The 24738-nt window shown below is 61.2% G+C and carries 24 protein-coding genes and 1 pseudogene; 9 read left to right on the forward strand and 16 right to left on the reverse strand.

Going from position 1 to position 24738, the window contains the following annotated elements; translation table 11 throughout:
* Positions 1-81: 81 nt before the first annotated feature.
* Complete coding sequence (locus tag K0F88_RS02505) at positions 82-873, forward strand: helix-turn-helix domain-containing protein (protein ID WP_094469291.1); 792 nt, start codon at positions 82-84, stop codon at positions 871-873.
* Between the two features lie 128 nt (positions 874-1001).
* Here the strand turns inward: K0F88_RS02505 and K0F88_RS32905 are convergent, their stop codons facing one another.
* Entirely contained in the window at positions 1002-1769 is a 768-nt protein-coding gene (locus tag K0F88_RS32905; RefSeq protein WP_374039700.1) for a methyl-accepting chemotaxis protein, read from the reverse strand.
* A gap of 90 nt (positions 1770-1859) precedes the next feature.
* Positions 1860-2948: pseudogene (locus tag K0F88_RS32910) on the reverse strand (cache domain-containing protein); the annotation flags it as partial.
* Positions 2949-3395: 447 nt separating this feature from the next.
* On the opposite strand from K0F88_RS32910, the gene K0F88_RS02515 reads away from it, so the two are divergent.
* Positions 3396-4289: a PA4780 family RIO1-like protein kinase gene (locus K0F88_RS02515; RefSeq protein ID WP_150634125.1), complete on the forward strand. Its 894-nt coding sequence runs from the start codon at positions 3396-3398 to the stop codon at positions 4287-4289.
* Between the two features lie 174 nt (positions 4290-4463).
* On the forward strand, positions 4464-5681 hold the full coding sequence (locus K0F88_RS02520; RefSeq protein WP_219093815.1) for an MFS transporter: 1218 nt from the start codon (positions 4464-4466) through the stop codon (positions 5679-5681).
* Here K0F88_RS02520 and cueR read toward each other — a convergent pair.
* The 3 genes from cueR to K0F88_RS02535 all read right to left on the reverse strand — a co-directional run bounded on the left by cueR (position 5635) and on the right by K0F88_RS02535 (position 9051).
* Positions 5635-6048 carry a Cu(I)-responsive transcriptional regulator gene (gene cueR / locus K0F88_RS02525; protein WP_219093816.1) on the reverse strand — a complete coding sequence of 138 codons (414 nt, stop codon included), beginning with the start codon at positions 6046-6048 and terminating at the stop codon, positions 5635-5637. The two genes, K0F88_RS02520 and cueR, sit on opposite strands and share 47 nt — an antisense overlap.
* Positions 6045-8438, reverse strand: a complete 2394-nt coding sequence (locus tag K0F88_RS02530; protein ID WP_219093818.1) for a heavy metal translocating P-type ATPase — start codon at positions 8436-8438, stop codon at positions 6045-6047. Before K0F88_RS02530 ends, cueR begins: the two co-directional genes overlap by 4 nt.
* Before the next feature lie 229 nt (positions 8439-8667).
* Positions 8668-9051 carry a hypothetical protein gene (locus K0F88_RS02535; RefSeq protein ID WP_094469285.1) on the reverse strand — a complete coding sequence of 128 codons (384 nt, stop codon included), beginning with the start codon at positions 9049-9051 and terminating at the stop codon, positions 8668-8670.
* A 147-nt stretch (positions 9052-9198) separates the two neighbouring features.
* Here K0F88_RS02535 and K0F88_RS02540 point away from each other — a divergent pair, with 147 nt between their 5' ends.
* Complete coding sequence (locus K0F88_RS02540) at positions 9199-9396, forward strand: heavy-metal-associated domain-containing protein (protein ID WP_094469284.1); 198 nt, start codon at positions 9199-9201, stop codon at positions 9394-9396.
* A gap of 219 nt (positions 9397-9615) precedes the next feature.
* Positions 9616-10812: a multidrug effflux MFS transporter gene (locus K0F88_RS02545; protein ID WP_219093820.1), complete on the forward strand. Its 1197-nt coding sequence runs from the start codon at positions 9616-9618 to the stop codon at positions 10810-10812.
* An 8-nt stretch (positions 10813-10820) separates the two neighbouring features.
* On the opposite strand, the gene K0F88_RS02550 is transcribed toward K0F88_RS02545, so the two are convergent.
* The 3 genes from K0F88_RS02550 to K0F88_RS02560 form a co-directional block, all read right to left on the reverse strand.
* Complete coding sequence (locus tag K0F88_RS02550) at positions 10821-10991, reverse strand: hypothetical protein (RefSeq protein ID WP_165557415.1); 171 nt, start codon at positions 10989-10991, stop codon at positions 10821-10823.
* 134 nt (positions 10992-11125) lie between these two features.
* Positions 11126-12139, reverse strand: coding sequence for a zinc-binding alcohol dehydrogenase family protein (locus tag K0F88_RS02555; protein ID WP_219093822.1), 1014 nt, complete (start codon positions 12137-12139; stop codon positions 11126-11128).
* 32 nt (positions 12140-12171) lie between these two features.
* Complete coding sequence (locus K0F88_RS02560; RefSeq protein ID WP_010463795.1) at positions 12172-12465, reverse strand: putative quinol monooxygenase; 294 nt, start codon at positions 12463-12465, stop codon at positions 12172-12174.
* A gap of 118 nt (positions 12466-12583) precedes the next feature.
* On the opposite strand from K0F88_RS02560, the gene K0F88_RS02565 reads away from it, so the two are divergent.
* The gene (locus K0F88_RS02565) at positions 12584-13513 is read left to right on the forward strand and encodes a LysR family transcriptional regulator (RefSeq protein ID WP_219093824.1); all 930 of its coding nucleotides are present in this window, start codon (positions 12584-12586) and stop codon (positions 13511-13513) included.
* A 295-nt stretch (positions 13514-13808) separates the two neighbouring features.
* Positions 13809-14543, forward strand: a complete 735-nt coding sequence (locus tag K0F88_RS02570) for a helix-turn-helix transcriptional regulator (protein WP_094469280.1) — start codon at positions 13809-13811, stop codon at positions 14541-14543.
* A 151-nt stretch (positions 14544-14694) separates the two neighbouring features.
* Here K0F88_RS02570 and K0F88_RS02575 read toward each other — a convergent pair whose 3' ends face one another.
* The 3 genes from K0F88_RS02575 to K0F88_RS02585 all read right to left on the reverse strand — a co-directional run bounded on the left by K0F88_RS02575 (position 14695) and on the right by K0F88_RS02585 (position 17940).
* Entirely contained in the window at positions 14695-15648 is a 954-nt protein-coding gene (locus tag K0F88_RS02575) for an adenosine deaminase (protein ID WP_219093826.1), read from the reverse strand.
* 82 nt (positions 15649-15730) lie between these two features.
* Entirely contained in the window at positions 15731-16696 is a 966-nt protein-coding gene (locus tag K0F88_RS02580; protein WP_219093828.1) for an isopenicillin N synthase family oxygenase, read from the reverse strand.
* 161 nt (positions 16697-16857) lie between these two features.
* A complete protein-coding gene (locus tag K0F88_RS02585) occupies positions 16858-17940 on the reverse strand; it encodes a BMP family ABC transporter substrate-binding protein (protein WP_094469275.1) in 1083 nt (360 codons plus the stop codon).
* A 297-nt stretch (positions 17941-18237) separates the two neighbouring features.
* Between K0F88_RS02585 and K0F88_RS02590 the strand changes: the two genes are divergently transcribed.
* Positions 18238-19326, forward strand: coding sequence for a calcium:proton antiporter (locus tag K0F88_RS02590; RefSeq protein WP_219093830.1), 1089 nt, complete (start codon positions 18238-18240; stop codon positions 19324-19326).
* 120 nt (positions 19327-19446) lie between these two features.
* On the opposite strand, the gene K0F88_RS02595 is transcribed toward K0F88_RS02590, so the two are convergent.
* The 3 genes from K0F88_RS02595 to K0F88_RS02605 all read right to left on the reverse strand — a co-directional run bounded on the left by K0F88_RS02595 (position 19447) and on the right by K0F88_RS02605 (position 22134).
* Entirely contained in the window at positions 19447-20805 is a 1359-nt protein-coding gene (locus tag K0F88_RS02595; protein ID WP_219093832.1) for an 8-oxoguanine deaminase, read from the reverse strand.
* 266 nt (positions 20806-21071) lie between these two features.
* Complete coding sequence (locus tag K0F88_RS02600) at positions 21072-21758, reverse strand: SDR family oxidoreductase (protein WP_219093834.1); 687 nt, start codon at positions 21756-21758, stop codon at positions 21072-21074.
* A gap of 25 nt (positions 21759-21783) precedes the next feature.
* Positions 21784-22134 (reverse strand): MerR family transcriptional regulator, encoded by a 351-nt coding sequence (locus K0F88_RS02605; protein WP_094469279.1) that lies wholly within the window; start codon positions 22132-22134, stop codon positions 21784-21786.
* Positions 22135-22217: 83 nt separating this feature from the next.
* Between K0F88_RS02605 and K0F88_RS02610 the strand changes: the two genes are divergently transcribed.
* A complete protein-coding gene (locus tag K0F88_RS02610; protein ID WP_094469271.1) occupies positions 22218-22652 on the forward strand; it encodes a hypothetical protein in 435 nt (144 codons plus the stop codon).
* A 43-nt stretch (positions 22653-22695) separates the two neighbouring features.
* Here K0F88_RS02610 and K0F88_RS02615 read toward each other — a convergent pair whose 3' ends face one another.
* On the reverse strand, positions 22696-23622 hold the full coding sequence (locus K0F88_RS02615; protein WP_094469270.1) for an ABC transporter permease: 927 nt from the start codon (positions 23620-23622) through the stop codon (positions 22696-22698).
* Positions 23622-24728 carry an ABC transporter permease gene (locus K0F88_RS02620; protein WP_094469269.1) on the reverse strand — a complete coding sequence of 369 codons (1107 nt, stop codon included), beginning with the start codon at positions 24726-24728 and terminating at the stop codon, positions 23622-23624. Before K0F88_RS02620 ends, K0F88_RS02615 begins: the two co-directional genes overlap by 1 nt.
* Positions 24729-24738: the final 10 nt, after the last annotated feature.

Genomic DNA, 24738 nt, shown 5'->3' on the forward strand with positions numbered 1-24738 from the left:
GGCCACCGAATACATTTGTAAGAATTGATGACTTAGCCTAACGTCGGCCCTATCTGCCGTCTTGCGACATAAGGCCAATCAATGCCGACTAACGGACAACTTTCCCTCGAACGGGCCATCCCGACGCTGAAAGCGTTGCCGCGTCCGCTGTTCGCACGGGCGGAAAGTCTGAATGCCGGGTCGTGGACGCCCCCTCATCGCCACGATTGGGTGCAGTTTTCCTACGCCATCAGCGGCGTTCTCGGCGTGCACACGGCGGAGGGCAGTTTCTTTGCGCCGCCGCAGTGGGGGATCTGGATTCCAGCGGATCTCGAACATCAGGTGGTGACCTCGATGCGCGCCGAAATGCGCAGCCTTTACGTGCGCCGCGAAGACTGCGAATGGGCCGACGGGCGTTGTCGGGTGCTGGAAGTCACGCCGCTGGCCCGGGAACTGATCAAGAGTTTTTGCTTGCTGCCGGTGGAGTACCCGCAGGGCGACAGCCAGGAAGCGCGGTTGGTGAGTGTGCTGCTGGATCAGTTGGCGAGTCTGCCGGAGGTGGAATTTTCCCTGCCGTTGCCGCGGCATGAGCGGCTGCTCGGGTTGTGCAATGAGCTGATCGAAAGCCCGGAGCACGCCGTAACGCTGCAGGAATGGGCGCAGCGCCTGGGCACCTCGGAAAAGACGCTGATGCGCTTGTTTCAGCGCGAGACCGGGTTGAGTTTTCGCGGGTGGCGACAGCGGATGCGGTTGCTGTCGTCGCTGAGTTTGCTGGAGGAGGGTGACAGCGTAACGAATGCGGCGCTTTCTTGTGGGTATGACTCGACGTCGGCGTTTATTGCGGCGTTCAAAAGCTTGTTCGGCTTCACGCCCGGTGAACTCTTCAAACAGTGACGGCCCCATCGCGGGCAAGCCCGCTCCCACAGTGATTGTTGGTGTTTCACGATTTGTGTGGACACCCAATAACCTGTGGGAGCGGGCTTGTCCGCGATTGGCCGCGCAGCGGCCACCGGGACTCGGGATCAGGTCCTGAAGCGACGAACCAACCCGTCCAGTTCATTCGACAATCCGGCCAGGCTCTGCGAATCCAGCCGCGCCGAGTTTGCCAGTTCCGCCACCAGTTGCGCATCGCCATGGATCTGGCTGATGTGCCGGTTGATGTCTTCGGCCACGTGATGCTGTTCTTCCGCCGCCGTGGCGATTTGCGTGTTCATGTCGCGAATCACATCCACCGACTCACGAATCAGCCCGAAACTGCTGCGCGCTTCACCGATGCGGGTCACCGATTGTTGCGACACTTCCAGGCTCGCATGCATCTGTTGAGTCACTTGGCTGGTGCGCTTGGCCAGGTTGCCCAGCAAGCCATCGATTTCCGCGGTGGAATCCGCCGTGCGTTTGGCCAGCGCCCGGACTTCATCCGCCACCACCGCAAAGCCACGACCTTGCTCACCGGCCCGCGCAGCTTCAATGGCGGCGTTCAGTGCCAGCAGGTTGGTCTGTTCGGCAATCGAGCGAATGGTCCCGAGGATCGACTGAATGTCGTTGCTGTCGCGTTCAAGCTGTTGCATCGACTGCGCCGACTGTTCGATTTCCTGGCTCAAGCGATCAACGCTGGTTACGGCTGCATCAATCTGTTGCTGACCTTGACGCGCCTGACGCTGGCCACTGTCGGCGGATTCCGCCGCCTGGCTGCACGAGCGCGCGACTTCGTTGGCGGTGGCGACCATTTCGTGGAACGCCGTGGACACCATGTCCACCGCCTCACGCTGGCGCCCGGCGGCTTCAGCCATGTCGCTGGAGACCTGGGTCGAGCTCTTCGAGGTGGCGAGGATCTTGGTCGCGGCGCCGCCGATGCTTTGGATCAGGGTGCGAATTGCCGTCAAGAACTGATTGAACCAGTTGGCCAATTGCGCGGTTTCGTCGCTGCCACGGATTTCCAGGTTCTTGGTCAGGTCGCCTTCACCTTGGGCGATGCCTTCCAGGCCGCTGGCCACGCTGCGGATCGGTCGCACGATGACACTGGCGAAACTGGCGCCGAGGATGGCGAAGAATACTGCCAGAACGGCGGCGATGATTGCGATCAGCCAAGTCAGTTGAGTCGCGGAGCTCATCACATCGTTTTGCTTGATCAGGCCAATAAAGGTCCAGCCCAGTTGCTCCGACGGCCAGACGTTGGCCATGTAGCGTTCGCCGTTCAACTCGACTTCCACCAGGCCTTTGCCGGCCTTGCCCAGTTGCGCATAACCCTCGCCGAGGCTGCTCAAGGCCTTGAAGTTGTGTTCCGGTTGTTTCGGATCGACCAGTACGGTGCCGGTGTTTTCCAGCAGCATCAGGTAGCCGGTTTCACCGAGCTTGATCTGTTTGACGATTTCGGTGAGCTGCTTGAGCGTCACGTCGATGCTGACCACGCCACCGTTGGTGCCCAATTTGTTGTCGATGGTGCGCACGGTGCTGACGTAGGTCGCATCGTCCTGGGCCCAGTAATAGGCCTCGGTGCGGAATGGCTTGCCCGGCTTGGCCTGAGCCGCCTTGTACCAGGGGCGCTGGCGCGGGTCGTAATTGTTCAGCTTGGCATCGTCCGGCCAGGACACGTAACCGCCGGCCGCGGTGCCGAGGATGGCATAGGCGTAGGACGGATGGCTGTTGCCCAGGTCCTGCAGGAGGCTGAAGACCTTTTTGTCCATCTCGCCCTGGGGAATGCTCTCGGCGTTGGCGCTCATGTAGGTCTTGAGGCTGTCGTCGGAGTTCTTGATCAGCGGTTGTCTGGCCAGGTAGTCGACGTTCTGGCTGATGCCGTCGAAAAACAATTGCATGGCGTTGCTGACCTGACGAATTTCACGGCCACTGCCGTCGACGAAATTCTCCTTGGCGTCACTGCGCAAGTTCAGCACCACGAGGGTGGCGACCAGCACCACGGGCAGGCAGGCGATGATTGCAAACGCCCAGGTCAACTTCTGTTTGATGTTCATCCGCGCTCCAGATTTTTCTTGTAGGCCCACGCAGTGCAGATGACTCGCGGATTATTAGCAGCCGTAAACGTATTTGATCAACCCGGATCCCTGAGCGCGCCATCGTTTTTGTTGTCGGAACGATTGTCGGACAAATCACTCTGTCACTGAGGACTTCGGCTGAATTAAGGGGAAATTGAGGGTGGGTGAGAAATATCCTACGGAGGGTGTGAATTCAGGTGTCAGCTTCTGTCGCAAATGCCTTCACACCCCTTAGCCACCAAGTGGCGCTGGCTCAGCTATGATCTCGGGCGGCCCATGACGACCGAAAGGGGATAGCCGATTAATTCGGCACATTGTGTGCATCACGATGTTCATAGGTCGGCAACCCCTCCCCCGAACGAGTGGATTGCCGTATAACGAATGACTTTCGCGTGTTTGGTAATAAAGGACCCACAATAAAAGCTGATGAAGACTCCAAAACGCATTGAACCCCTGATCGAGGACGGTCTGGTCGACGAGGTGCTGCGCCCACTCATGAGTGGTAAAGAAGCAGCTGTTTATGTGGTGCGCTGCGGTAACGAGCTACGTTGCGCGAAGGTCTACAAGGAGGCGAATAAACGCAGTTTCCGCCAGGCGGCCGAGTACCAGGAAGGCCGCAAGGTGCGCAACAGCCGCCAGGCTCGAGCGATGGCCAAAGGCTCGAAGTTCGGCAAGAAAGAAACCGAAGACGCCTGGCAGAACGCCGAAGTGGCGGCTTTGTTCCGCCTGGCCGGTGCGGGTGTCCGGGTGCCCAAGCCGTATGACTTCCTCGAAGGCGTACTGCTTATGGAACTGGTGGCCGACGAGTACGGCGATGCCGCGCCGCGTCTGAACGACGTGGTGCTGGAGCCGGACCAGGCGCGCGAGTATCACGCGTTCCTGATTTCGCAGATCGTGCTGATGCTGTGTACCGGTCTGGTGCACGGTGACCTGTCCGAGTTCAACGTATTGTTGACCCCGACGGGCCCGGTGATCATCGACTTGCCGCAAGCGGTAGACGCGGCGGGCAACAACCACGCGTTCAGCATGCTGGAGCGGGACGTGGGCAATATGGCGTCTTACTTCGGCCGGTTTGCGCCAGAGTTGAAAAAGACTAAATACGCCAAGGAAATGTGGGCGCTGTACGAAGCCGGCACCTTGCACCCGGCCAGTATCTTGACCGGTGAGTTCGACGAGCCGGAAGAATTGGCCGACGTCGGTGGTGTCATACGCGAAATCGAGGCGGCACGCCTGGATGAAGAGCGCAAGCAAGCGGTGCGCGCGGCAGATGACGCGCCACCGGGCAAAACCGAAGAACCGCCTCCGCCGTGGATGCAGTGATCGGTTGACGAAAACCCGGCTTCGGCCGGGTTTTTTGCAACACTCCCCCTGTAGGAGCCTGCTTGCTGGCGATGAGGCCATCACATTCAACATTGATGTTGAACATTAGCCCGCCATCGCCAGCAAGCCGGCTGCTACAAGGATTGTGTACTCCTCCACACTCAAGGACTGAATGTGAACCCCTCCACCCGCAACGCCCAACTGATCATCGCGGCCCGTCTGGTCTCGGACTTCGGCGCCTTTCTCAACATGGTCGCCCTGGCCACTTACGTCTACCTGCTCAGCAACAGCGCCATGAGCGTTGGCATTTTCCTCGCCAGCCGCGTGGGCGGAGGGGTTTTCGCCAGCCTGATCGGCACTTCGTTCTATCGCCGCTGGGCCGGGCGCATTCCGCTGATTGCCTTTGATTTGCTGCGCGCAGGGCTGTTGGGCCTGTTGCTGGTGCTGCCGGTCGCCCAGCAAGCGCTGCTTTTACCGTTGATCGCGTTCGGCCTGGGGTTTGGCAACTCAATGTTCGCCATCGGCCTCAACAGCCAGTTGCCGCACCTGATCGAAGGCGAACACCTGCTCAAGACCAACGCCTGGATCACCTCGGCGTCGTCGGCGGCCATGGTCGGCGGGAGCCTGGTGGCAGGACTGTTGGTGGCGGCCTTCGGCTTTGAAACGGTGTTTGCGTTGAACGTGGTCACTTATCTGCTGGCCGCTTTGTTCATCCTGCCGTTGCGGTTTTCGAGACTAGCGTCCGGTACCGAGCCAATCACGCCGCGTGGTGAATGGCACGCCTTGCGCCAAGGCTTGCGCAGTACACCCGTGGTGGCCGCGATGCTCGCCGTCACCATGGCCGACACCTTGGGCAGCGCTGCACACAACGTCGGCTTTCCGATCATTTCCCGGTTACTGACGCCCGAATCGGCCAGCACCACGCTGGGCCTGATGCTGGCTGTCTGGGCGTGCGGAAAGCTGATCGGCGCGCGAATCGCCAGTCGCCTGAAAGGGTCGGACAATGCACACCTGGAGCGACGATTTTTCTTCGGGGTGTTGCTGATGTCCTGCGGCTTCATCCTGATGTTCCAGCAGCAGACCCTCTACGGTTTGCTGCTGTTCTCGTTACCGGCCGGATTGGGTGACGGCTTCTCCGAGGTCGGCCTGATGTCGCGCCTGCAACGTGAACCGGACAGCCTGCGCCTGCCAATCTTCAGCTTGCTGACACTGCTGCAAATGACCGGGTTCGGCGTCGGCATGTTGATCGCCGCGCCGTTCTATTCGTGGTGGACGCCGGGGGCCGTGGTGCTGCTGTTCCACGGTATTCCCCTGACCACGTTGCTGGTGGTGAAGGTGCTTGCGATCAGGGGCGAACGGGTGGCGCGCAGCAGCCCGACTCCAGGTTCTTGAGGATCGGGCAGTCGGGGCGATGGTCGCCCTGGCAGTGTTCGACCAGGTCCTGCAGGGTGTCGCGCAACTGACCCAACTCGCGGATCTTCTGGTTCAGCTCGTCGATATGCTGGCGGGCCAGGGCCTTCACGTCGGCGCTGGCCCGCTGGCGGTCCTGCCAGAGGGTCAGCAGTTTGCCGACCTCTTCCAGTGAAAACCCCAGGTCCCGGGAGCGTTTGATGAACGCCAGCGTGTGCAGGTCGTCGTCGCCATAAACGCGGTAACCGCTGTCGGTGCGATGGGCGGCCTTGAGCAAGCCGATGGACTCGTAATAACGAATCATCTTCGCGCTCAGGCCGCTATGCCGGGCTGCTTGACCGATGTTCATCGATTGTCCTCCAGGTCCTTGGGTTTCCAGTTTTTCAACAGTAGCGCATTGCTCACCACGCTGACGCTCGACAATGCCATCGCCGCGCCGGCCAGCACCGGGTTGAGGAAACCGAACGCGGCCAGCGGAATGCCGATCAGGTTGTAGACGAAGGCCCAGAACAGGTTTTGCCGGATCTTCGCGTAGGTCTTGCGGCTGATTTCCAGCGCGGCAGGCACCAGCCGTGGATCGCCGCGCATCAGGGTGATGCCGGCCGCGTGCATGGCAACGTCGGTGCCACCGCCCATGGCGATGCCGATGTCGGCGGCCGCCAGGGCCGGGGCGTCGTTGATGCCGTCGCCGACCATCGCCACCACGCCGGTTTTTTTCAGTTCGGCGACGGTGGCGGCTTTGTCTGCCGGCAAGACTTCGGCGTGCACATCCGTAATGCCCAGCGTTTCGGCAACCACTTTGGCGCTGCCGCGGTTATCGCCGGTCAGCAGGTGGCTGCTGATGTGGCGTGCGCTGAGTTGTTGCACCGCCTGCAGCGCGCCGGGTTTGAGCGTGTCACCGAACGCGAATAGGCCCAACACCTTCGGCTCGGGGCTTTGTTCGATCAACCAGGAGAGGGTACGGCCTTCGGTTTCCCACGCGGTTGCGGAGTCGGCCAGTGGCCCTGCGCTCAAACCGCTTTCTTCCAGCAGCCTGCGATTGCCCAAGGCCAAACGGCGGCTATCGAGCGTGCCGGCGATGCCGCGACCGGTCAGCGATTGACTGTCGCTGACATCGGCCACGGTCAAACCGCGTTCGGCGCAGGCGTCCAGAACCGCCTTGGCCAGCGGGTGTTCACTGCCGCGTTGCAGGGCGCCGGCCATTTGCAGCAGGGCGGCTTCGTCACCGTTGATGGCACTCAGATGAGCGATGCGCGGCGCACCCGAGGTCAGCGTGCCGGTCTTGTCGAACACCACGGCGCTGACTTCATGAGCACGTTCGAGAGCTTCGGCGTCCTTGATCAGAATCCCGTAACGGGCCGCGACGCCGGTACCGGCCATGATCGCGGTCGGCGTGGCCAGTCCGAGTGCGCAAGGGCAAGCGATCACCAGCACGGCGACGGCGTTGATCAACGCGGTTTCGATCGGCGCGCCGTACAACCACCAGCCGATCAAGGTTGCCAATGCAATCAACAGCACGGTCGGCACAAACACCTGACTGACTTTATCCACCAGCTTCTGAATCGGCGCTTTGGCGGCCTGGGCGTCTTCGACCAGGCGAATGATCCGCGCCAGCACGGTTTCCGCCCCCAGCGCTTGAGTGCGAACCAGCAACCGGCCTTCGCCATTGATGGCGCCGCCCGTGACCTTGTCACCGGGTTGCTTGGGCACCGGCAGGCTTTCGCCGCTGATCAGCGCTTCGTCGGCGTGGCTCTGGCCTTCGACCACTTCACCGTCCACCGGGAAGCGTTCGCCGGGTTTGACCCTGACCAGGTCGTTGAGGCGCAAGGCGCTGATGGCGACGTCCTGCTCGCGGCCGTCGATCACCTGAATGGCGCGTTCCGGGCGCAAGGCTTCGAGGGCGCGGATGGCGCTGGCGGTCTGGCGCTTGGCGCGGCTTTCCAGGTATTTGCCCAACAACACCAAGGCAATCACCACCGCCGAGGCTTCGAAATACAAATGCGGCATGCGCCCGGCCGCAGTGGCCCATTCGTAAAGACTCAAGCCATAACCGGCGCTGGTGCCGAGGGCGACCAGCAAATCCATGTTGCCGGCCCCGGCGCGCACGGCCTTCCAGGCGGCCACATAAAAACGTGCGCCGAAAATGAACTGCACCGGCGTGGCCAGCGCGAATTGCACCCAGGCTGGGAGCATCCAGTGCACGCCAAACGGTTGCAGGAGCATTGGCAACACCAGCGGCAGGGCGAGGGCGATCGCCATGATCAACGCCCAGCGCTCACGGTGCAGGCGCTGCTGTTGCTGATCGGTTTGCGGGTGTTCGACTTCCCAGACGCTGGCGCTATAACCGGCCTTGGTCACAGCGGCGATCAAGGTTTGCGGATCGATGTGTCCGAGCAGTTCCAGGTGCGCCCGTTCGTTCGCCAGGTTGACGCTGACGCTTTTCACCCCGGGCACTTTGGCCAGCGCCCGTTCGACGCGGCCGACGCAGGAGGCGCAGGTCATGCCGTCGAGGCTCAATTCCAGACTTTGCTGCGGCACACTGTAACCGGCCTGCTGCACCGCGGCCATCAAGGCCGGCAAGCTGTCGCTGGGCGCCTGGACCCGCGCCTGCTCGGTGGCGAGGTTGACGCTGACGGCAGAAGCGCCGATGACTTTGCTCAAGGCACGCTCGACACGCCCCGCGCAACTGGCGCAGGTCATGCCGGCAATCGGCAGATCGAACGTAGTGGATTCGGACATCGGTCGCGCTCCCTGTAGAAGATGCCTACAGGATCAACCTTGCCATGCTGGCAAGGTCAAGCGCCATGTCTCAGATCAAAAGACCGGCACCTGATCGTTCCCACGTCGAGGCGTCGAACCGTCTGCGTGGGAATGCAGCCCGGGACGCTCCGCGTCTCATTTCAAAGCCGAACGCGGAGCGTCCGTTGAGGCACTCCCACGCAGAGCGTGGGAACGATCGGTGTGGCGATTAGTAGTCGAGAGCGGTGGGCTTGAGGTACATCCCTTCCTGCGTCATCGCAATCCGGAACTTCAACACGTCCCCGGCCTTGAGCGAGATGTTCTGCGAGCCCGGTGCGAGCATGCCCGGGTTGCAACCCGGTGCCTGGCCCGGCAACAGCTTGAGGCGCAGGGACACATTGCCCGGTGGCAAATTGAACGAGGTGCTTTGTTCCTGGAACAGCCGCGCCGACAGTTGGTCCTGGATGTAGACGCCGATCTCGCAGGAGGTCGCGACTTCGAGGCGCTCGCGGGAAATGATCAGTACGCCATAGTCCTCCCCGGCGGCTTGAACCGAAGGTGTCGCGGCAAATAGGCTGAGGAAGCCAAACAGGCTGAGAGCTGACCAGCGCATGGCTGAATCTCCTGAAGTCGAGTCATTGATGCTCGCAGCTTGGCCGAGCGCGACGCCGATTGCCAGCCCGGCAGATTTCTGCAGAACTTGACCTTGCCATGGAGGCAAGCTCGAGACTGCTCGCAACCTCATAAAAGGAGCCACACCATGCAAGTGTTCAACGTTCAAGGCATGTCCTGCGGTCACTGCGTCAAAGCCATTACCCAGGCGCTGCAAGCCAAGGATCCTGCGGCCAGCGTGCGGGTCGATCTGGCGGCAAAGGAAGTCGGCGTTGAAAGCGCGCTGACGACCGATCAAGTGATTGCCGCGATCACTGAAGAAGGCTACGAAGCGAAAATCGTCTAAAGCACACCACAAATCCCTGTGGGAGCGAGCTTGCTCGCGATGACGGAGTGTCAGTCGATATCAATGGTGAATGACACACCGCTATCGCGAGCAAGCTCGCTCCCACAGGTTTTGCATATTTCCGGGGAGTTTTAATAGTTAGCGAGCTATCGGAATGTTCAAGGCGCCCATGCGCGGCTAGACTGTCGGGCTGCCGACCCATGCCCAACTGGATGCCTGATGAACTTCCGTACCATTTTGATTCTTGGCGCCCTGAGCGCTTTCGGCCCGCTGGCGATCGATTTCTATCTGCCGGCGTTCCCGGCGATGGCACTCGCGTTCGGCACCGACGAGAAACATGTCCAGCTGACGCTGGCCGCGTACTTCCTTGGCCTGTCCCTTGGTCAACTGGCCTACGGACCGGTGGCGGATCGCTTCGGTCGACGGATTCCCTTGTTGACGGGGGTTGGATTGTTCACCGCCGCCTCCCTGGCCTGCGCGTTTGCGCCGAACCTGGAATGGTTGATCGGTGCGCGATTCATTCAGGCCCTCGGTGGTTGCGCCGGGATGGTGATCGCCCGTGCGGTGGTCAGTGACAAGTGCGATGCGGTGGGTTCGGCGAAAGTCTTTTCGCAGCTGATGCTGGTGATGGGCCTGGCACCGATTCTCGCGCCCATGCTCGGTGGACTGCTGGTCAACACCACCGGCTGGCAGTCGATCTTCCTGGTGCTGACCGGATTCAGTGCGCTGGCAGGGTTGGCCGTGGCAATCGGGTTGCCGGAGAGCCTGCCGGCCCACGTACCGCGTCAACCGTTGTCGGGGGCTTTACGTCAGTACGGTCGGCTGTTGTCGGATCCGGTCTACCTCGGCCACGCCTTGACTGGCGGTATCGCCATTGCCGGCATGTTTGCCTACATCGCCGGTTCGCCGTTCGTCTTCATCAAACTCTACGGGGTCCCGGCTGAGCATTTCGGCTGGCTGTTCGGGACCAACGCGGCGGGTTTCATTCTGGTGGCGCAGGTCAATGCGCGACTGCTGGCCAAGCGCGGCCCGGCATTCCTGCTGGTGCGTACCGTGTGGATTTACCTGGGGGCGGGCCTGACGCTGCTCGCCGTCAGTGCGCTGCACACCGAACAGTTATGGCCGCTGCTGATTCCGCTTTTTATCTGCATCGCCAGCCTCGGTTGCATCCTCCCCAACGCTTCGGCCTGCGCCATGAACGGGCAAGGCGCCCGCGCCGGCAGTGCGTCGGCGATGCTCGGGTGCCTGCAATTCAGCGTCGCCGCCGGAGCGGCAGCGTTGGTCGGTGTTTTACACGACGGCAGCGCCGTGCCGATGGCCATGGTCATCAGCCTGTGCGGGATTCTGGTGGTGAGCGCGGCGATGCTCACCCGGCGTTTGCAAAATGCCCGGGCATTGGCGCAAGCCCAGGTCTGAGGACGGACTCAGCCAGCGGCGCGCTGCTGGCGGTCAGGGAATTGATGGGGCGCGAGCAATCGCGCTTCAAGGGTCTTGGTGAAGGCAAGCGCTTCAGCTTCGCTGCGGAACGTTACAGCGTGTTGGTCCAGACGGACCTGCCACTGGGATTTAGCCACTTCTTTTATCAGGATCTTCATTGCTGACCTCCTTATGTAAAAGATTGCATCGCAGAGGTTCCGATTGTAGACCTGAATACGATCGCAATTGTGACAAGGGTCAACTCTCGGACTGACGGTGTCGCCCAAATGGGCAACACCTGTATCAGTTTGTTTCAGAACCCTTCGAGCACAATCTTGCCCTTGGACTTGCCGCTTTCCAGCAGCTCATGGGCGCGACGCAGATTGGCAGCGTTGATAGTCCCGAAGTGTTCGCCGACCGTGGTTTTCAGCGTCCCGGCGTCGATTAGCCCGGCCACGCGGTTGAGCAAGTTGTGCTGCTCGATCATGTCCGCCGTTTCGAACAACGAGCGGGTGTACATGAACTCCCAGTGCAGTGACAGGCTCTTGCGCTTGAGTTTGGTCACGTCCAGCGCTTTCGGATCATCGATCAGCGCCAGTTTGCCTTGTGGCGCCAATGCCTCGACCAGTTGATCCAGATGCTGATCGGTCTGGGTCAGGCTGGCGACGTGGGTCACAGGGTCTACGCCAGCGCGTTTGAGTTCTTCACTCAACGGCTGGCTGTGATCGATCACCAGATCGGCGCCCAGTTCGCGTACCCAGCTCTGGGTTTGCGCACGGGACGCGGTGCCGATGACCTTCAGCCCAGTGAGCTGGCTGGCCAGTTGCGTGAGGATCGACCCCACACCGCCCGCCGCGCCGACGATCAGCAGGCTCTGGCCTTCATCGGTTTTACCTTCGCGCACTTGCAGACGTTCGAAGAGCAATTCCCAGGCGGTGATGGCGGTCAGCGGCAGCGCGGCGGCTTCGGCGAAACCGAGGGTTTTCGGCATATGGCCGACGATGCGCTCGTCCACCACGTGCAATTCGCTATTGCCCCCCGCACGAGCGATGGAGCCTGCGTAAAACACCTTGTCGCCCGCCTTGAACAGCGTGACTTCACTGCCGACAGCCTTGACCACACCGGCCACGTCCCAACCCAGCACTTTCGCCGCGCCATCTTCAGGCTGGACATTTTGGCGGACCTTGGTGTCGACCGGGTTCACCGAGATGGCTTTGACTTCCACCAACAAGTCGCGCGGGCCGGCAACCGGTTCTGGCAGTTCGATGTCTTGCAGGGCATTGGCGTCGCTGATCGGCAACGAGGTGTAGTAGGCGATGGCTTTCATGTGGGGCTCCTGAACAGTAATAGATGAAGGGATCAAGCCACGGTGCGCAGGCGCTTGAGGTCGAAGTGCTCGAGAAAGTCGCCGGCCTTGGCGCGGAAGTTCTGCACATGGGCGCTGGCGTCGTGGGCTTGCAGGGCTTCGTCGCTGCTCCAGTGTTCAATCATGTAGAACGCGAGTGGATTGGCCAGGTCCTGATGTAAATCGTATTGGCCGCAACCGGCCTCGGCGCGGGTCGGTTCCACCAGCGCACGCAGGTGCTGTTCAAGGGCGTCTTGCTGGCCAGGTTTGGCAATGAGGGTGGCGATGGCGGTGAAAGGCTGGGACATGGTCGGCTCCGCAAACGGGGTGATTTCGATGGGACAGATGATTGGCTATTTCTCTGCAAGATAAAACCCGCTAAAAGAGCAGTCTCTTTCAATATTTTTTTGATAATCGAGGCTGAAAATGCTGCGTTTCGATGACTTGCAGTTATTCGTCCGGGCTGCGGACCTGGGGAGTCTGTCGGCGGCGGCGCGGGTGATGGACATGTCGGCGGCGGTGGCCAGTGCGGCGTTGAAGCGCATCGAACAGCAACTCGGCGCACGCTTGCTGGCGCGATCCACCCGCAGTTTGCGCCTGACCGCCGAAGGTGAGGGCTTTCTGGAATATGCCCGGGCCGCCCTGAGCAATCTCGACGAGGGTCGACGCTTATTGGCCAGCGGTCAGGATCAGGTCAGCGGGATTCTGCAGTTGTCGGCACCGTCGGACTTTGGCCGCAACCTGTTATTACCGTGGCTCGACGAGTTCCAGCGCGAACACCCCAAACTGACCGTGCGCCTGTTGCTGGGCGACCGCATCGCCGACCTGTTCCGCCAACCGGTGGACATTGCTCTGCGTTACGGCGAGCCGGAAGACTCAAGCCTGGTGGCACTGCCCATCGCGGCGCAGAACCGTCGCGTGCTCTGCGCCGCGCCGAGTTATCTGGCCAGGCATGGCGAGCCGCGGCATCTGGAACAACTGGCGCAGCACAATTGTTTGTTGTTCATGCTCGGCAGCCGGGTTCATGACCACTGGAGTTTCCACGACGGCAAACGCGAAGTCGGCCTGACCGTCAGCGGTGATCGCTTCAGTGACGACGCCGATGTCGTGCGGCTGTGGGCAGTGGCGGGGGCCGGGATTGCTTACAAGTCCTGGCTCGATGTCGCCGCCGATGTGCTCGCCGGCCGGTTGAAAGTGCTGATGCCGGAGTTGCTCTGTGAGCGCGCACCGCTGAGTTTGCTGTGCGCCCATCGCGCACAATTGAGTAAGCCAGTGAACCTTTTACGGGAAATGCTTGCCAGCCGATGCGCTTATTTAGGCAGTCAATTTCCGACGATATCGGGCATCGATCATTAGTCGCAGGCAAATAGCGAAATTTCTGTCAGGAACTATCACCACCCACGCTTTCCCAAGGGCAGGAACCGGCGGTTAACCCGCTTATACTAGCGCCCGCCTCATGTACGCACCGTCGATCCGCGATGGCGATGGCCTCACGGTCATCATCCGACCTTCGCCACACCTGCGAAGCAATGGCATGGGTGAGTAGGGGCTTTGCCCGGCTTATGGCGGTTTCCGCGTCTTGGCCGACGACACATTACTGGTCAAGATGTCTCTGAGCAGCAGACGAAACGATTCAACAGGGAGTGAATACATGGAACATGCACCTTGCATCAGCCAGATCGCCACATTGCTGGCTGACCCCAAGCGCAGCGCAATGATGTGGGCCTTGATGGATGGCTCGGCGCGGCAGACCGAAGAGCTGGCGCTATTGGCCGGCCTGTCACCGTCTTCGGCCAGTGCACACCTGGGGCGTTTGTCCGCCGGAGGTCTGTTGAAAGTCGAAATCCGTGGGCGCAAACGCTTTTTCCGCCTGGCCGCGCCTGAAGTGGGCGCGGCAATCGAAGCACTGGCCAGCGCGACGCTGGCCAGCACCCCGCAGCCCGTCCCGGACGTCTTCAAGCGCACCAGCCCCATCGCCAAACCTCAGGCGGCGCCATCGTCGTTGTTGCGAGCCCGACTGTGCGACGACCATTTGGGAGGCACCCTGGCCGCCGATCTTTACCAGCGGTTGCTGGATGCCGGCTGGATCGAGCAGTTCGAACAGCGCGTCATGATCACCCACAAGGGGTCCACACAACTGGCCTCGCGCGGGGTTTTCATTCAGGCCCTGGCCCATCGCAACAGTCGAGTGGCCTGCGCCTGTCCGGACTGGAGCGAAAGACGCCCGCACATGGGCGGTTCGCTGGGTGCTGCGTTGTTGCAGCTGTTCATGCAGTCCGGCTGGCTGAGCCTGCCCAACGATTCGCGCGCCTTGCAGATCACGGCCACGGGGCAGCGGGAGATCCATCGTTTCGCCAGGGAAACCGAGCTGGAAATGGCGCTTTAGCGCTGTTTGATCGACTAAATCGCTAGCCGGCTGAACACAGAACCTGTGGGAGCGGGCTTGCCCGCGATTAGGCCATCAGCTTCAACATCACGTTGTCTGACAGACCGCCATCGCGGGCAAGCCCGCTCCCACAGTGGTTATGCGGTGTTGCTTATGGTTTTACCAACCGCGCATCCAGGCTGTTCTGAGCCAAACGCTTGGCCTGATCCTGGGTCATGCCCAGGTCGGTGTACAGCGCATGGAAGTTCTCGGTCACATACCCGCCAAAGTACGCCGGGTCATCCGAGTTCACGGTCACTTTCACGCCACGCTCAAGCATGTCGAGAGTGTTGTGCTGGGACATGTGATCGAACACCCGGAGCTTGGTGTTGGACAGCGGGCACACGGTCAGCGGGATCTGCTCGTCGATGATCCGCTGCATCAAACGCTCGTCTTCGATGGCGCGCACGCCATGGTCGATACGCTGGATTTTCAGCAAGTCAATGGCTTCCCAGATGTACTCGGGCGGGCCTTCTTCACCGGCGTGGGCGACGGTCAGGAAGCCTTCATGACGGGCACGGTCGAACACGCGCTGGAACTTGCTCGGCGGGTGACCCATTTCCGAACTGTCCAGGCCCACGGCCACAAACGCTTCGCGAAACGGCAGTGCCTGGTCGAGGGTTTTTTGCGCTTCGTCTTCACTCAGGTGACGCAGGAAGCTCAGGATCAAACCGCTGGTGATGCCCAGTTGCTGCTCGCCATCCTTGAGCGCCGCCGCGATGCCGTTGAGCACCACTTCGAACGGCACGCCACGGTCGGTGTGGGTCTGTGGGTCGAAGAACGGTTCGGTGTGAATCACGTTCTGCGCCTTGCAACGCAACAGGTAGGCCCAGGTCAGGTCGTAGAAATCCTGCGAGGTGCGCAACACGTCGGCGCCCTGGTAGTACAGGTCGAGAAACTCTTGCAGGTTGTTGAAGGCATACGCCTTGCGCAGGGTTTCGACATCGCTCCAGGGCAGGGCGATCTTGTTGCGTTCGGCCAGGGCGAACAGCAACTCAGGCTCCAGCGAACCCTCAAGGTGCAGGTGCAGTTCTGCCTTGGGCAGGGCGTTCAGCCAGTCGTACATAGTCTTTTCTCATCAGGTGCAGATGGCGAGCATTCTACAGATGCCCGTAGAAACAATTAGCAAAACCTGACCAGCCGGTTCATCACACAGCGGCCTGCTCCCGTCGATAGGCATAGGTCTCGGCGAAGCGCGAGAGCAGGAATTCGGCGCAGGTGGTGGCCGGGTACTTCGCCGGGTGCCCTTCGTCCTGGCAACCGGGCAGGCATTCAATGGGCGTATCGGGGTGCGGTTCGGCGAAGAACGGCATCGAATAGCGATCGACGCCCAGAGGGCTGATCACCCGGTGCGCCGTCGACAGGTAACGGTCGTTGCTCCAGCGCGCCATCATGTCGCCGAGGTTGACCACGAACGTGCCTTCGATCGGCGGCGCGTCGATCCATTCGCCTTTGACGTTGCGCACTTGCAAGCCACCGGCGGCGTCCTGGTACAGCAGGGTGATGCAGCCGTAATCGGTGTGGGCGCCGGCGCCTTGCTGCTCTTCGGAACTGGCGGTGTGGCGTGGTGGGTAGTGAATCATCCGCAGGACGCTGACCGGCTCATGGAAACGCGTGTCGAAGAAGTCGCGCTCGATGTTCAGCGCCAGAGTCATGGCCCGTAGCAGCGTTTGGGCGAGTGCCTGCATGTCGATGTAGTGTTGCTCCATCAGCGCTTCCCAACCGGGCATCGACGGATGGCGGTTGGGACCGCGCAACGGTTTTTCCGCCAGCACCTCAGGATGGTCGGCCGGCAGGTGCAGGCCCATGTCGAAGGTTTCTTTCAGGTCGCTGGGTTTGCTCGGGTCCAGTTGCTCGGTGGCGATCGCGCCGTAGCCTCGGTGATGGTGGGTCTGGGTGATGTCGATCTTGAGCTTTTCGGCGGTGGGCAAGGCGAAGAAGCGTTGGGCATGGTCGAGCACGGCGTCGATGCGCGACGGACTGATCGGGTGACCCTTGATGTAGAAAAAGCCCCACTCGCGGCAGGCTCGGTCGATCTCTGCGGCAACGGATTTCCAGGCGTGCTGGTCTTCGCTGTAGAGCGCAGTGATGTCGATGATGGGAAGACTGTTCATGCGGATGTCCTGGAGTGTACGCAGACTGGAAAACACTGGGGGACCTTGTGGGAGCGAGCTTGCTCGCGATGAGGCCATATCAGTCAACATCGATGTTGGATGTCAGTGCGCTATCGCGAGCAAGCTCGCTCCCACAGGTATTGTGTTTCAACTGACAGAATTTACTTCGGGATGTCGGCCTTCATGCCTTCAACGTAGTAGTTCATCGACGCCAGTTCCGCATTGCTCGCCGTCGCCCCCGCCGGGATTTTCTCGGTGCCGGCCTGATCCTTGATCGGCCCGGTGAACGGGTGGAAGGCACCGCTCTTGATGTCCGCAATGATCTGCTCGGCTTCGGTTTTCACCGCCGCTGGCACCAGATCGCTGATCGGCAGCTCAACCGTGCCTTCCTTCAAACCGCCCCAGTAATCCTGCGACTTCCACGCGTGGTCGAGCACGCTTTGGGTCGCCTGAATGTAATGCGGGGCCCAGTCGTTGACGATCGACGTCAGCACCGCTTTCGGCCCGAAGTGCGCCATGTCCGAAGCGTAGCCCACGGCATACACGCCACGACGTTCAGCCGCCTGAATCGGCGCCGGACTGTCGGTGTGCTGGAACACCACGTCGACGCCCTGATCGATCAGCGCGTTGGCGGCGTCGGCTTCCTTGCCCGGATCGAACCACGAGTTGACCCACACCACCTTGATCTCGGTGCCAGGATTGTATTTGTTCAGGGCCAGCTGAATCGCGTTGATGTCGCGGATCACTTCCGGAATCGGGAAGGACGCGACGTAACCGATCTTTTTGGTCTTGGTCATCTTCGCCGCGAGGAAACCGCCGATGTAGCGACCTTCATAGGTGCGCGCCAGGTAGGTGCCGAGGTTCTTGTCCTGCTTGTAGCCGGTGGCGTGTTCGAAGGTCACCTTGGGAAATTGCTTGGCGACTTTCAGGGTCGGGTTCATGTAGCCGAAGGACGTGGTGAAGATCAGGTCGTAGTTGTCCTTGGCCATGTTGCGGATCACCCGCTCGGCATCCGCCCCTTCGGCGACGTTTTCCACGTAATTGGTGGTGATCTGAGTGCCGAACTTCTCGGCCAGCGCCTTGCGCCCCTGTTCATGCTGATACGTCCAGCCGTGGTCACCGATCGGGCCGATATAGACGAAGCCGACTTTCAGCGGGTCGGCGGCACTGGCGGTCATACTCGCGCTCAGACCGATGGCCGCGGCGACGGCGCAAAGCAGCTTCTTCAACGGACGTTTGTGCATGAATTCGAACTCCATGTTGTTGTGAGGTTGGCAGGGGCAATGCAAATTGCTGACCAACAGGACAACAAACGATTCGAAACCGTGTGATGGCCATCGCGGGCAAGCCCGCTCCCACATGAGCTGCGCAAATCTGTGGGAGCGGGCTTGCCCGCGATGGGGCCCTTGAGGCCAATAAAAGTGCATCGCCCGGCACCGCCGCCATCCACTGGTGCGCTAAGGTGTAACGAAACGTTAGCGCCGCCCCGCAGTCAGTAGCTCATCACTCTGTTCGCTCCACTCGGCAAAAAAAGGCCCGCGATGCTCACACTCCTCAAGCAAGAAAAGTTTCTGCTGCTGGCCGTGATTGCCGCGCTCGCCGCTTATCCACTGGAACACTGGATGCTGCACAACGGCCAGCCCATCGCGCTGACCGCTGGCCTGGTGCTGATTGCCTTCATCGTCGCCGCCTCCATGCGCGTCGCCCATCACGCCGAACTGCTCGCCGAAAAAGTCGGCGACCCTTACGGCACGATGATCCTGACCCTGGCCGCCGTGCTGGTGGAAGTGGTGATCCTGGCGATCATGATGAGCAACGAAGCATCCTCCACGCTGGTGCGTGACACGATTTATTCGGCGGTGATGCTCGACATCAACGGCATCCTCGGCCTGGCCGCGTTGATGGGCGGGATCAAGCACGGCGAACAGTCGTACAACGACGACTCGGCCCGCAGTTACAGTGTGATGATCCTCACCGCCATGGGCGTGTCCATGGTGGTGCCAGAGTTCATCCCCGAGGCCAACTGGAAGATTTACTCGGCGTTCACCATCGGCGCGATGATCGTGCTCTACACCCTGTTCCTGCGTATGCAGGTCGGGCCGCACAGTTATTTCTTCAGCTACAGCTACCCGGAAAAACGCCGCAGGAAAATCCCGGAAGAGGAACCTGAACCAGTCAATCTGGCGCTGAGTATCGGCACGTTGGTGTTCGGCGTTGTGGTGATTGGCGCCTTGGCCGAAGTGATGTCCAAGACCCTCGACCTGGGCCTGGAAGGCACGGGTGCTCCGCCGGTGATTACGGCGATTCTGGTGGCGGCCATTTCTGCGGCGCCGGAGATTCTGACGGCATTGCGCGCGGCCTTGGCCAACCGCATGCAATCGGTGGTCAACATCGCCATGGGCGCGTCATTGTCGACGGTGATCCTGACGGTGCCGGTAATGGAAGCGATGGCGCTCTACACCGGCCAGCCGTTCCAGATGGCGATGACCCCGGTGCAGACGGTGATGATCTTCCTTACGCTGATCGTCAGCGCGATCAACCTCAACGACGGCGAAACCAATGCCATCGAAGGCATGACGCATTTTGTGCTGTTTGCGACGTTCATCATGCTGTCGTTGCTGGGCCTATAAGACCACCACAAAATATTGTGGGAGCGGGCTTGCCCGCGACGAGGCCGTCACATTCAACACATTTGTTGGCTGACAGGCCGCCATCGCGGGCAAGCCCGCTCCCACAGGGTTGGTGGTGTGTCAGATCCCGGCGATGAGCTGCCGAGCCGCCTGGCTGTGATCGGCAATCAAGCCTTTAAGATCCAGCCCCTCAACCTGCCCATCAATCACTCGCCACTTGCCGCCAATCATCACCCGGTCCGCCCGATCCGCCCCACACAGCAGCAACGCCGACACCGGATCATGACTGCCGGAGAACCGCAGTTCATCCAGCTTGAACAGCGCCAGGTCCGCCTGCTTGCCCACCGCCAGCTCACCGATGTCGGTCCGGCCCAGCAAACTGGCCGAGCCCTTGGTCGCCCAACCCAATACACGTTCCGGGGTGATCTTCTCCGCGCCATAACGCAGCCGCTGGATGTAAAGCGCCTGACGGGTTTCGAGCATCATGTTCGAGGCATCGTTGGACGCCGAACCATCCACGCCCAGGCCGAGCAACGCACCCGCAGCGGTCAGGTCCAGGGTCGGGCAAATGCCGGAGGCCAGGCGCATGTTCGAACTCGGGCAATGGCAAACCCCCGTGCCGGCGGCGCCGAGGCGGGCGATTTCATCCGGGTTGAAGTGGATGCCGTGGGCCAGCCAGGTACGCGGGCCGAGCCAGCCGACGCTGTCCAGATAATCCACGGTGCGCAGGCCGAAGCGTTGCAGGCAGAAGTCTTCTTCGTCCAGGGTTTCGGCCAGGTGGGTGTGCAGGCGCACGTCGAGTTTGTTCGCCAATTCGGCGCTGGCGGACATGATTTCCGGTGTCACCGAAAACGGCGAGCACGGTGCCAGAGCGATCTGGATTTGCGCACCATCGCCACGCTCGTGGTACTCGGCGATCAAGCGCTGGCTGTCCGCGAGGATCACTTCGCCTTCCTGGACGGTCTGCTGCGGTGGCAGGCCGCCGTCCTTTTCACCCAGGCTCATGGAGCCGCGCGTCAACATGGCGCGCATGCCCAGTTCGCGGACGCTTTCGACTTGCACGTCGATCGCGTTTTCCAGGCCTTCCGGGAACAGGTAGTGGTGATCGGCGGCGGTGGTGCAACCGGACAGCAGCAACTCAGCCAGTGCGACTTTCGTGGCGAGGGCGAGTTTTTCTGGAGTGAGGCGGGCCCAGACCGGGTAGAGGGTTTTCAGCCACGGGAACAACGGCTGATTGACCACCGGTGCCCAGGCGCGGGTCAGGGTTTGGTAGAAGTGGTGATGGGTGTTGATCAGACCCGGCAGGATCACATGTTCGCGGGCATCGAAGACGTGTCCGCAGGGCGCGGAAGGTTGCTGGCCAGCGGCGAGCACTTCGACGATCACGCCGTCTTGCACAACCAGACCGCCACGGGCATCGAGGTCATTGGCAGTGAAAATGGCGAGGGGATTTTTTAACCAGGTACGGGTCGCAGGCATGTTGGCCGGCTCCTCTGAAAGTGGGGTTCAGGTTAGCCAGCTCAGTGATTACCCTGTCTGCTGATCCAGGGTCGCCGCAAGGGCGAGGTGCGGAGTTTCAAACAAAACCGCCTGGCCGGCAAGCCCGGCCCGACAGAACAACCCCGATCTCTGTGGGAGCTGGCTTGCCTGCGATAGCATCGCCTCGGTATCACTGACAGTCCGAGGTGCCTGCATCGCGGGCAAGTCGAATCGTCGCACCGCCGCTCCCACAGGTTTTGTGTTTGTTACCAGGGAATGGTTTCGCCCCGGTAGTTCACGAAGTGATGCCCGCCCTTGCCGGTGTACGCATTCACCTGATCGACCAACCCACGCGTACTGGTTTCCACATCGATATCGGCGCCTTCACCGCCCATGTCGGTCTTCACCCAACCCGGATGCAACGACAGCACGGTGAGTTTCTGCTCGCCCAATTGCGTGACGAAGCTGTTGGTCATGGAATTCAGCGCCGCTTTACTGGCCTTGTACAACGCCAGCTCCGGCGCGTCCGGCATGGTCACGCTGCCCAACACCGAACTCATGAACGCCAGCACGCCGGTCTCCGGGCGAATCTGCCCGGCAAAACGTTGTGCCAGGTTGATCGGCGCCACGGCGTTGGTGAAGAACAATTGACCAACCTCGGCCAACGTCGCGCCGCCCGGCGTCTGAACGTCCGGCCCCTTGACCCCGGCATTCACGAACAGCAGGTCGAACACTTCGCCCTTGAGCTGTTGACTCAAGGTGATGACCGCCTGCTGATCGTCCATGTCGAGCTTCTCGATCCGCACCTTGCCCAACGCTTGTAGCGCCTCGGCGTTCTGCGGGTTGCGCACGGTGGCGGTGACTTGCCAGCCGTCGGCCAGCAGGGTTTTCACCAGGCCGAGGCCCAGGCCCCGGGAGGCACCGATGATGAGTGCGGTTTTTGCCTTGGACATGAGTGGCTTCCTTGATAAATGAGGATCATGGACTCAGTGGACAACGCTGACCGAGCCGTTGTTGCAACTCGTGGCGCAATGCACTGAGTTCGTCCATACGGGTTTCAATCAGCTTGAGTTTGTCTTGCAGCAACTGCGTGACGGCGCTGTCGGGATCCGGCGATTGCCATATCGTGGCGACGCTGTTGCCGATCTCGCCGAGGGTAAAGCCCAACCGCTGAGCCGTCTTGATGTACAGCACCAGTTGCACCATGTCTGGCGGATAGTCGCGATAGCCGTTGGCACTGCGTTGAGCGGCGATCAGGCCGCGCTGCTCGTAGAAGCGCAGCGTGTCGCGGCTGACGGCGCTGGCCTGGGCTAATTCACCGATGCGCATCATGACGTCTCGAGAGGGGCTTGACCCTGGAGCATACTCCAGGCTTTAGCCTTGTTGCTCCCTGAATGTATGGAGCAAGGCCAATGTGGACTTCAACGCAATATCGCCGGGTGGTGCGGGGCAGCGCCTGGTATGACTTGATCGTGACGGCGGCGTTTATCACGCCGTGGAGTTTTGCCGCGTTGCACGGGGTGTTGTTGAGTGTGAGTCAGGCGTTCGATTTGCCGGGCGAGTTGCCGCCGTTCGAGCCGATGCACATGTTGATGGCGAATCTGCTGGGGTCGATTGTGTGTGTCTGGGCGGTGCTGCGGATTCGTGATCCGCAGCAAGTGTTTGGGCGGTATGACGCGGTGGGGCGGTTTCTGTTTTCGGCTTGGCAGCTTTATGCCTTGCTCCATGGCGCCAGTTCGCTGCTGGTGATTTTCCTGGTCTTTGAATTGGCGTGGGGCGTGGTTCAGGTGTTGCCGGTCAGGCAGTCATCGCGAGCAGGCTCGCTCCCACAGGGGAGCGCGGTCTAATGTGGGACCGAGCCTGCTCGGGATGAGGCCGGTCAGGTGATCGCTAATGCCCCGCGTGCCACGGCTGCCCCAACGACACCGGCGCATACAACCGTGTGCGCACCGCGTCCCGCGACAGCAGCACCAACACCATGATGGTCGCGACATACGGCAACATCGCCAGCAGACTCGACGGAATCGCCAGTCCCAACCCCTGCACCACCAGGTGCAGGATGCTGGCGAGCCCGAACAGATATGCGCCCAACAGCAAGCGCCACACTCGCCAACTGGCAAACACCACCAGCGCCAAGGCAATCCAGCCACGGCCGGCGCTCATGTTTTCCGCCCACATCGGCGTGTAGGCCAGGGACAAGTAGGCACCGGCCAAACCCGCCATCGCGCCGCCAAACAGCACCGCCAGCGCACGGACGCCCAACACCGGCAAACCCATGGCGCTGGCCGCGTCCGGGCTTTCCCCGACCGCTTGAATGATCAGCCCGATCCGGCTTTTCAGGATCACCCACGCCACCAGCGCAAACAACGCGAACGACAGATACACCAGCAAATCCTGCGCAAACAGCATCCGCCCGATCAGCGGAATTTCACTCAAATAAGGAATCGCCACCGGCTCGAAACCGGCCAGCGGTTTACCGACCCACGCCGCGCCGACAAACGTCGACAGGCCCACGCCGAAAATCGTCAGTGCCAATCCGGTGGCCACCTGATTGGCGTTGAACACCAATGCCACCAGCGCAAACAACGACGACAACAGCATCCCGGCGAGCATCGCCAGCAATACGCCGAGCCACAGGTTGCCGCTGTTCAAGGCGACGATAAAACCGATCACCGCGCCAAACAGCATCATGCCTTCCTGGCCCAGATTCAGGACGCCGCTTTTCTCGCAGATCAATTCACCCAGCGCCACCAGCAGCAACGGCGTACCGCAACGGACCATGGCGTAGAAAATATTGCTCAGCAGATCGATATCCATCACAGCGCTCCTGCGTGTACAGCGGTGGCTTGTGCGCGACGAGTCCAGCGCAGGTGCAAACGCGGTCGGTAAAGAATCAGCACGTCACTGGCCAACAGGAAAAACAGCATCATTCCCTGGAACAACTGGGTGATGGCTTGCGGCAGGTTCATGCTCATCTGCGCGCTCTCGCCACCGATGTACAGCAACGCCATCAGCAGGCTGGAAAACAGAATGCCGATGGGGTTGAGCCGCCCGAGAAACGCCACCGTGATCGCGGCATAGCCATACCCCGGCGAGACTTGCGGCACCAGTTGGCCAATCGGCCCGGTGACTTCACACACCCCGGCCAGCCCCGCCAATCCGCCGCTGATCAGCAGCGCCAGCCAGATCAGCCGCTTCTCGCGAAACCCGACGAAACCCGCCGCGCGCTTGTCCAGCCCGAGCACTTTGATCTGGAAACCGACAAAGCTTTTCTGCAGCAAAACCCAAACCGCCACTAATGCGAGCAGGGCGAAATACACCCCGGCGTGCACCCGGCCGTCTTCCATCAACAGCGGCAATCGGCTGGCATCGCCGAACATCGCCGACTCCGGAAAGTTGAACCCGGCCGGGTCCTTCAGCGGCCCATGCACGCAGAACAGCAGCAGGTTCAGCGCGATGTAATTGAGCATGATGCTGGTGAGGATTTCGTTGGCATTGAAACGCGTGCGCAACCAAGCCGTCAGCCCGCCCCACGCAGCACCGGCCAACGTGCCGACAAGCAGGATCAGCACCAGCGCCCAGCGACTTTGCATACCGATGATGTTCACCGCCAGCGCACTGCCGGCCAGGGCGCCGAGCAGCAACTGACCTTCGGCGCCGATGTTCCAGATCCGCGCCTGATACGCCACGGCCAGCCCCAGCGCGCACAGCAGAATCGGCAAGGCTTTGACTAACAGCTCCGAGACGCCGTACAAGTCGCTGACCGGCGCGATCAGCAAGGTGTACAGCGTAAGCAGCGGATCATGGCCCAGCGCAACAAACAGCAGCGAGCCGCAGCCCAATGTCAGGGCCGCGGCCAACAACGGCGAGCACCACAGCATCAGGCGCGATTGCTGGCCACGGGGTTCGAGGGAAAGCAGCATGTGAAACTCC

The sequence above is a fragment of the Pseudomonas sp. UMAB-40 genome (assembly GCF_900095275.1).
Classification (GTDB): Bacteria; Pseudomonadota; Gammaproteobacteria; order Pseudomonadales; family Pseudomonadaceae; genus Aquipseudomonas; species Aquipseudomonas mandelii_B.